General features: G+C 38.1%; 8 protein-coding genes. 6 read left to right on the top strand and 2 right to left on the bottom strand.

All coding sequences use genetic code 11. The features are described from left to right. Window positions 1–163: 163 nt before the first annotated feature. From JMW39_RS13065 to modB, 4 genes are all read left to right on the top strand, one after another. Window positions 164–406, top strand: coding sequence for a MoaD/ThiS family protein (locus JMW39_RS13065; RefSeq protein WP_201547254.1), 243 nt, complete (start codon window positions 164–166; stop codon window positions 404–406). Window positions 407–465: 59 nt separating this feature from the next. Then, a complete protein-coding gene (locus tag JMW39_RS13060; RefSeq protein WP_201547252.1) occupies window positions 466–957 on the top strand; it encodes a molybdenum cofactor biosynthesis protein MoaE in 492 nt (163 codons plus the stop codon). 206 nt (window positions 958–1163) lie between these two features. Continuing rightward, complete coding sequence (gene modA / locus JMW39_RS13055) at window positions 1164–2081, top strand: molybdate ABC transporter substrate-binding protein (protein ID WP_201547249.1); 918 nt, start codon at window positions 1164–1166, stop codon at window positions 2079–2081. 216 nt (window positions 2082–2297) lie between these two features. Beyond that, window positions 2298–2999 carry a molybdate ABC transporter permease subunit gene (gene modB / locus JMW39_RS13050; RefSeq protein WP_201547247.1) on the top strand — a complete coding sequence of 234 codons (702 nt, stop codon included), beginning with the start codon at window positions 2298–2300 and terminating at the stop codon, window positions 2997–2999. 89 nt (window positions 3000–3088) lie between these two features. Here the strand turns inward: modB and JMW39_RS13045 are convergent, their stop codons facing one another. Further along, window positions 3089–3646: a hypothetical protein gene (locus JMW39_RS13045; RefSeq protein ID WP_201547238.1), complete on the bottom strand. Its 558-nt coding sequence runs from the start codon at window positions 3644–3646 to the stop codon at window positions 3089–3091. A 2-nt stretch (window positions 3647–3648) separates the two neighbouring features. Between JMW39_RS13045 and JMW39_RS13275 the strand changes: the two genes are divergently transcribed. After that, window positions 3649–3999, top strand: a complete 351-nt coding sequence (locus tag JMW39_RS13275) for an IS630 transposase-related protein (RefSeq protein WP_227679531.1) — start codon at window positions 3649–3651, stop codon at window positions 3997–3999. Next, window positions 3971–4492 carry an IS630 family transposase gene (locus tag JMW39_RS13270; RefSeq protein WP_227679532.1) on the top strand — a complete coding sequence of 174 codons (522 nt, stop codon included), beginning with the start codon at window positions 3971–3973 and terminating at the stop codon, window positions 4490–4492. Before JMW39_RS13275 ends, JMW39_RS13270 begins: the two co-directional genes overlap by 29 nt. On the opposite strand, the gene JMW39_RS13035 is transcribed toward JMW39_RS13270, so the two are convergent. Beyond that, a complete protein-coding gene (locus JMW39_RS13035; protein WP_201547236.1) occupies window positions 4493–6283 on the bottom strand; it encodes a hypothetical protein in 1791 nt (596 codons plus the stop codon). It abuts the gene before it with no gap. Window positions 6284–6482: the final 199 nt, after the last annotated feature.

Raw genomic sequence — 6482 nt, 5'->3', positions numbered from 1 at the left:
TGCAGGCACTTAGTTCAGTCGATTGAAGACAGTTTAAATAATCGACCTAGAAAGGTGCTAGGGTTTAGAACACCGCTTGAGGTAAAATCTAGCTTCGGGTGCGTTGCACTTCGATGTTGAATCCAAGATAGAAAAAAATACAGATTCAGAGATAAATACCACGATGAATATTACTGTCTTATACTTTGCCAGCTTAGCTGATGAAGCCAATTGTCATGAAGAAAAAATCACTGTGCCACAGTCGACTTCATTAACTGATTTATATGAGCAACTATGCCAGAAGCATCGCTTTAGCCGTCCACAGTCAGAACTGCGTGTGGCGGTCAATGACTACTTTGCCAAATGGACAGACGAGATTGTTGACGGTGATAGTGTGGTTTTTATTACACCAGTCGCTGGTGGTTAAAACCGTTCAAATATCATTTATATCGTTAAGAATCTTAAAAATAATAAGAGAAAATGTATATGACAGATCAAGTACATGGACAGTCCATGCAAATTAAGCACAGCATTGATGACGCTTATCTAATCGCTGAGCGCGATGGTTTTGCACTGTTAGATATCGATATTGATGAAAATCGACTTAAAAAAACCCTTGATAATGACAGCTGCGGGGCGTTCGTATGCTTTGAGGGACGCGTTCGTAACCATAATAATGCCAGTAGCGTCAATCGCTTAACCTATTACGGTTATGAAGATCTTGCCATCAATCAAGGTCGCGTCATTATCGAAGAAGCAAAAAAGCGTTTTGAGATTACCCATGCAATTGCCATTCACCGTATTGGCGCTTTAGAGATTGGCGATGTGGCCATTTGGGTTGGCGTCGTCTCAGCGCATCGCTACCCTGCCTTTGATGCCTGCCGCTGGATACTAGATACCATTAAAGCGGACATTCCGGTCTGGAAGCAAGAATATTACCAAGATGATTCCTCTAAATGGCTCAGTAATAATGGTTAAGTTAGGAAATTAAATAATAAGAGCTAATTTAGACAACTCAATAAATAACCTTTAATCAAAATTTTGATAATAACAATAAGTTTTTTAACCAAAATATCTTGAATCAATTCTTAAGATTCTTATTATAAACAAGTAATTCATACTTAAATATTGATATACTTTTATAGATATTTGTTTTTTATTTTAATTATTTGAGGAAGTAAAGTATGAAAGCAAAGCTATTAAACGCTCATAACAAATCAGTCAGCCATTGGTCTTCTTTTCTGCCTGACAGTAAAGTGACGAAATCTATTGTCACATTAGGCGCGTCTGCCTGTTTGGCATTCGCATTAAGTGCTTGTAGCAAAGAAGCCAGCATTGATGAGGCTCAAGTAGTTACTGACGATACTGTGCCAACCACTCAGCCCACTGAAGCAATCCGCATCGCTGCCGCAGCCAACTTATCCGACGTCTTGCCTGAAATCATTGAAGGCTACAAAGCTGATAGAAATCTGCCAGACCAAGAGATTGAAGTTACTTTTGCGTCATCAGGTAAGCTCTATTCTCAAATCACTTCAGGTGCACCGTACGATATCTTTTTGGCTGCCAATCAAGAATTCCCAGCGCAGTTGGTCGATGAGATGTTTAAAGGCGACACAAGCCGTACGCCATTTACTTATACTCAAGGTCAGTTATCGGTTTATAGTGCCACAAAATCTCTTGCTGGACTGAATCAAACTACATTGACTGAGCTGTTCAAAAGCGATGACAAGAGCAAAATTACCATAGCTAATCCTGAGCTAGCGCCTTATGGTGAATCCGCTAAAGTCTATCTACAATCACAAAACCTTTATGACTCTTTAACAGCGCAAAAGCGAATCATTCAAGCGGAAAATATCGGTCAAGCGTTCCAGTATGCCCATACTGGTAGTGTCGACTATGGCTTTGTGGCGCATTCGCAAGTAACGGCAATTAAAGCGACGCCTGAGCAGTTCTATACCTTACCACCAGAGTCTTATCCTGCTATTTTACAAGACGGCATCGTTATCACGGACGTCGCAACAGCGACAGACTTTACTGACTATCTGCGCTCTCCTGCTGGACAAGCTTACTTCTCTAAAGCCGGTTATTTGGCAGTTAAGTAAATTATTTGTAGAAGAACTTCTATAGAATGTTCTGTTATTTTCTCTATATTGCTATTCATAAACGAAGGCGTACTTACAATCGGCTAAAGCGATCATTGTAAGTACGCCTTTATAGCATAATATTAAGTATTCTAAATAACATAGCAGCATTAATAACCTTCTATAAATATGCCCTATAAGCAAGCCATTGAATAAAAGGTAGATGATAACAACGCCATGATATCTCAGTCTCTCATTTTAGATATGCTGCTACCTGTATGGGTCAGTATCAAGCTTGCTGGTATCACCACCTTGTGTCTATTACTGCTCGGTACACCATTGGCGTATTGGCTAGCAAAGCCTAGCCGTAGTAATATCGCTGGGCGCAGCAAAATCATGCTGATGGGTGTGATTGCAATGCCGCTTGTCTTACCCCCTACTGTCATTGGTTTTTATTTATTATTATTATTAAGCCCCAATTTCGGAATCGGTAAATGGCTGTTGCAATACAATATCAGCGCCTTTACCTTTACTTTTGAGGGTTTAGTTATCGGCTCTATCATTTATTCATTGCCCTTTTTTGTTCAGCCCGTCTATGCCCAGTTTTTACGCATTCCAGCCAGTGTGATGGAGGTCGCAAGCTTATTAGAGCCCAGTCGGTTTAGACGCTTTATACAGGTTGCATTACCACAGGCACGTATAGGCATTGTCCTTGGTAGCTTAATAAGCTTTGCACATACTATTGGTGAGTTTGGCGTGGTACTGATGATTGGCGGCAGCATTTCAGGGGAAACTAAGGTGGTCTCGATTGCTATCTATGAGCAAGTAGAAGCGCTAAATTATGAGGCAGCACATATGATGTCCATTATTCTTATCATCATGGGTATAGTGATGGTGGCATTGATTGCAAGTGTCAGCCAACGCTATCAGCGCTTATAAAGCGGCTAACAATTCCCATAAAAAACCTCAATCAACAGATATAGTTGAATGAGGCTTTTTTTATTGATAATTTTAGACTTGGTAACAATTTAGAAGTGGTATTTCACCAATGCCATAACAGCATGTTCGTCCACTCCATCGACACCGAATTTATTTTTCCAATAGCTATATTCACCACCAACTTCTAAGCGGTTATCAATACCAAGTGCTTCTTGCAAGTTATACTTAACTTGAGGATTGAAATGAATGTTATTTTCAAGAGTATCACTGTTGAAAGCAAAATCAACATAACCATCAACCAACACTTTATCACGCTCCCAAGCAGCGGTTAACGTGATTTTTTGGTCATCTGGCTTAACGTCATTAAATGAATGATACAAAGTCGCAGACGCATATTTCATACCAGGAATCGGTAAATTTAAATCAACGCCAACCCCTGCCCAGTAGTTATCTTGACCAAAACCCGTGCTGTTTGAGCTGAACTCGTAGACACCAGCTAGATTGACTTGCTTGATAAGTCCGTCATTAAATGATGCTACCTTAAATTTAGGAGAGACTTTACCAAATGTTTCTTTGTAGTCTTTACTATAGTCAATCTTAGATAAAACCGATACAATACTTATAACCAACTCATTTAGTGAAATCAACGATGACCTATTCAATCGACTTTCGCAAACAAGTGTTACGAAGCATTAAAGGCGGCATGACCATTCGAGAAGCTGCTAACTTTTATCAGCTTAGCACAAGCTCGATCCACAGCTGGCAGCAGAGCTTAGTTCCTAAAACAACGAGAAATAAAGCACCGACTAAAATATCAAATGAAGCCTTATTGAAAGATGTTGAACAGCATCCAGACGATTATATGTACGAGCGAGCACAGCGTTTAGGTTGCAGCAAGTCAGGTATTGAAGCTGCATTAAAACGTCTTAGTATCAGTCAAAAAAAAGACATTAGAACATCCAAAAGCCTGCCTGATAAAAAGAGCGGCTTATCAGAGTAAGCTCAATAGCTTTACGCAGCAAGGCTATCCCATTGTGTATATGGATGAAAGCGGCTTTGAGGCTGAAACTATAAGACCTTACGGCTATACACCGATAGGAAAACCCTGTATCGACAGCTACAACTGGCAAGCAAAAAAGCGTACTAATGTCATTGGTGCTCTGTATGAAAAGATGCTGTTTGCGCTTGATTACTTTGAACAGAATATCAACAGCCATATATTTTATGACTGGTGCAAGTTCACGCTAATTCCAAGTCTCAAGACTAAATGCGTGATCGTTATGGATAACGCTCGGTTTCATAAAAGCAGACGTATCCAAAAACTACTCAACAGACATGGTCATCGTATTCTTTGGCTACCACCCTATAGCCCTGATCTTAATCCCATTGAAAAGAAATGGGCACAGGCAAAATTTCTACGCCAAGGATGGATGGAGAATAATCTACCTAAACTATTTTATGATATGGGTTGTTCCAGTTTTATTGTGGATTGACTATAGTAATCTGCCAAGTCGATTATGCTGAATATTAAAGAGCTTCATATTTTCATATAGGTAGTTTTGATAATATTGTAATTGAAGTCTTGCTATCTCGGGAAGGGTAATGAATCTTCCTTGTGCATCCATTCTATTTTCTTTATCTGAAATGAAATACATACCTGTATCAAGATCGATATCTTTTAGACGTCCAAACGTCTCAATAACAGGGCGATAACCAGATGATAAGCCAAGAATAAGATAGAGATAGTCCGTCAACTTGTTATGAAACTCAATGAAATTGTTTATACTTAGGTTTTTATGAGGTTTTAAGGCTTTGAGTTCTTCAATTATTGGAGTGACTAATTTCGATTTAATTTGAGAGCTTTGCAGAGCCAGCTTTGTTCCCATTTGCTGCTCGCCTTTATAAACATACCTATCGCCTGGAAAATCTAATAAATCAAACTTCGATAGCTTATTGTTTTCTCTTAATTCGTTTTTTAATATACTGGTAGGTTCTGAAAAAATTAGATCTCTAAGGTGATCATAGTAGTGGTATTGCGCATAATATGTATCCGCTTTAGTAAGGCCAAAATATGGTAATGCAGATAAATGGTGAATTGGTGAAAGAGTTATGACATCAATCACAGCTGTATCAGTACCTGAATGAAAGAGTACATGTTTTAAGTAGCTTCTTAATTTATTTAAAGTTAGTCGAATACTGTTTTTCTTATTAATCTTACTAATTCTATTTTTTGCTGCTTTTTCAAGGTTATCGAAGAAAAGTAAATTTTCTTGTGTTGTACCTACTAGGGAGTCTTGCATATTTTCTACTAAAACTCCTACTGCAAATGGTAACGTTAATTCTAGTTTATCGTTATTGGTTATCGAGAGGTCACTGCTGTACTCATCTCCTAACACTGCTCTTGTCGGTGAAAAACTAAATTCAATGCAGTACCGATCGTAATGCTTAATTAAATCATTGTATCGAACGAATTCGGTATTCCCTGTGAGTAAAGTCATCATTATATATATTGCTTCTAATTGCTCATTAGTTAGCTCAATAGTGCCATTACTATTGACTGTATAATCAACGTTGCTACTTTTTAAAATTGTAAACAACTCATTAAATAAGATCTTTATTTCGGAGTGCTTAGCAACCTGCACATCTGTATTTAGTAACATCGAGCGTTTGCGACGCATATTTACTTGTTGTTGAGCGTTCACAATATCCAGATGATAAGAGATTGGTTTATTAAGTGAGACTTCAAAAACAGCTTCATTAATATCGTCTTGTCGCTCATCAGTTTCAAAAGTTTCTAACGTCTGATTATCATTTGGCATGATATTTACACTGTAAACAGTTGAGGTACTATCTCCTGTGATTTCATCAACAAAAATATCAGACGATATGACAGCAGGCTTTCCCGACCGAGAGACGTTCCGAGTAATTCCTGATTTTTTAAGTAATATATTTTCGAGTGGTAAAACAAATTCATAAATGTGCTTAGATAATCGATGATTAACGAGCTCGTTATCAGTCCATTCTTCATCCTTTTCATCTTTATGCAGTTTTCTACGAATTTTTTCTACAAACTCTTCTAGTTCATTGTCGTCTGATTGCAACCATTCTTCATATAGGTTTTCTGACTGAATTGACTCAAATGCGCTTAATAAGTCCTGTATAGAGCTGTATTCATTTACATCAGGTAAAAACTGAATTAAAAATTCGCGCGTTTTGTTGGTTAAAAATCGGCATTCATCAAGTGTCGTCTCAACTCGACTATCATAATCCGTTAGCTCAACCATCCTTAAACATAAGAAAAAATAAAGAGCACGAATAGTGTTTACCTTAAATGAGTCTGCTCGATGGACTAAAAAGGCCTAGATTCAAATAAGAAGTGCAACGTTTTAAAAGAATGAGTTGAAGAGTAAGATGTGCCGTGTTGCATTTCAAACTTCAACTCCTACATATCAGAACGTTATGAAACACTATACACATCTTACC

It is taken from the genome of Psychrobacter immobilis (assembly GCF_904846175.1).
GTDB lineage: Bacteria > Pseudomonadota > Gammaproteobacteria > Pseudomonadales > Moraxellaceae > Psychrobacter > Psychrobacter immobilis_E.
This window is presented reverse-complemented; position numbering and strand designations above follow the sequence as displayed.

Excerpts from the sequence above, each read along its gene's own strand:
- JMW39_RS13065 (WP_201547254.1), top strand. The coding sequence starts at position 164 with ATGAATATTACTGTCTTATACTTTGCCAGCTTAGCTGATGAAGCCAAT.
- JMW39_RS13060 (WP_201547252.1), top strand. The coding sequence starts at position 466 with ATGACAGATCAAGTACATGGACAGTCCATGCAAATTAAGCACAGCATT.
- JMW39_RS13275 (WP_227679531.1), top strand. The coding sequence starts at position 3,649 with ATGACCTATTCAATCGACTTTCGCAAACAAGTGTTACGAAGCATTAAA.
- modA (WP_201547249.1), top strand. The coding sequence starts at position 1,164 with ATGAAAGCAAAGCTATTAAACGCTCATAACAAATCAGTCAGCCATTGG.
- modB (WP_201547247.1), top strand. The coding sequence starts at position 2,298 with ATGATATCTCAGTCTCTCATTTTAGATATGCTGCTACCTGTATGGGTC.
- JMW39_RS13035 (WP_201547236.1), bottom strand. The coding sequence starts at position 6,283 with ATGGTTGAGCTAACGGATTATGATAGTCGAGTTGAGACGACACTTGAT.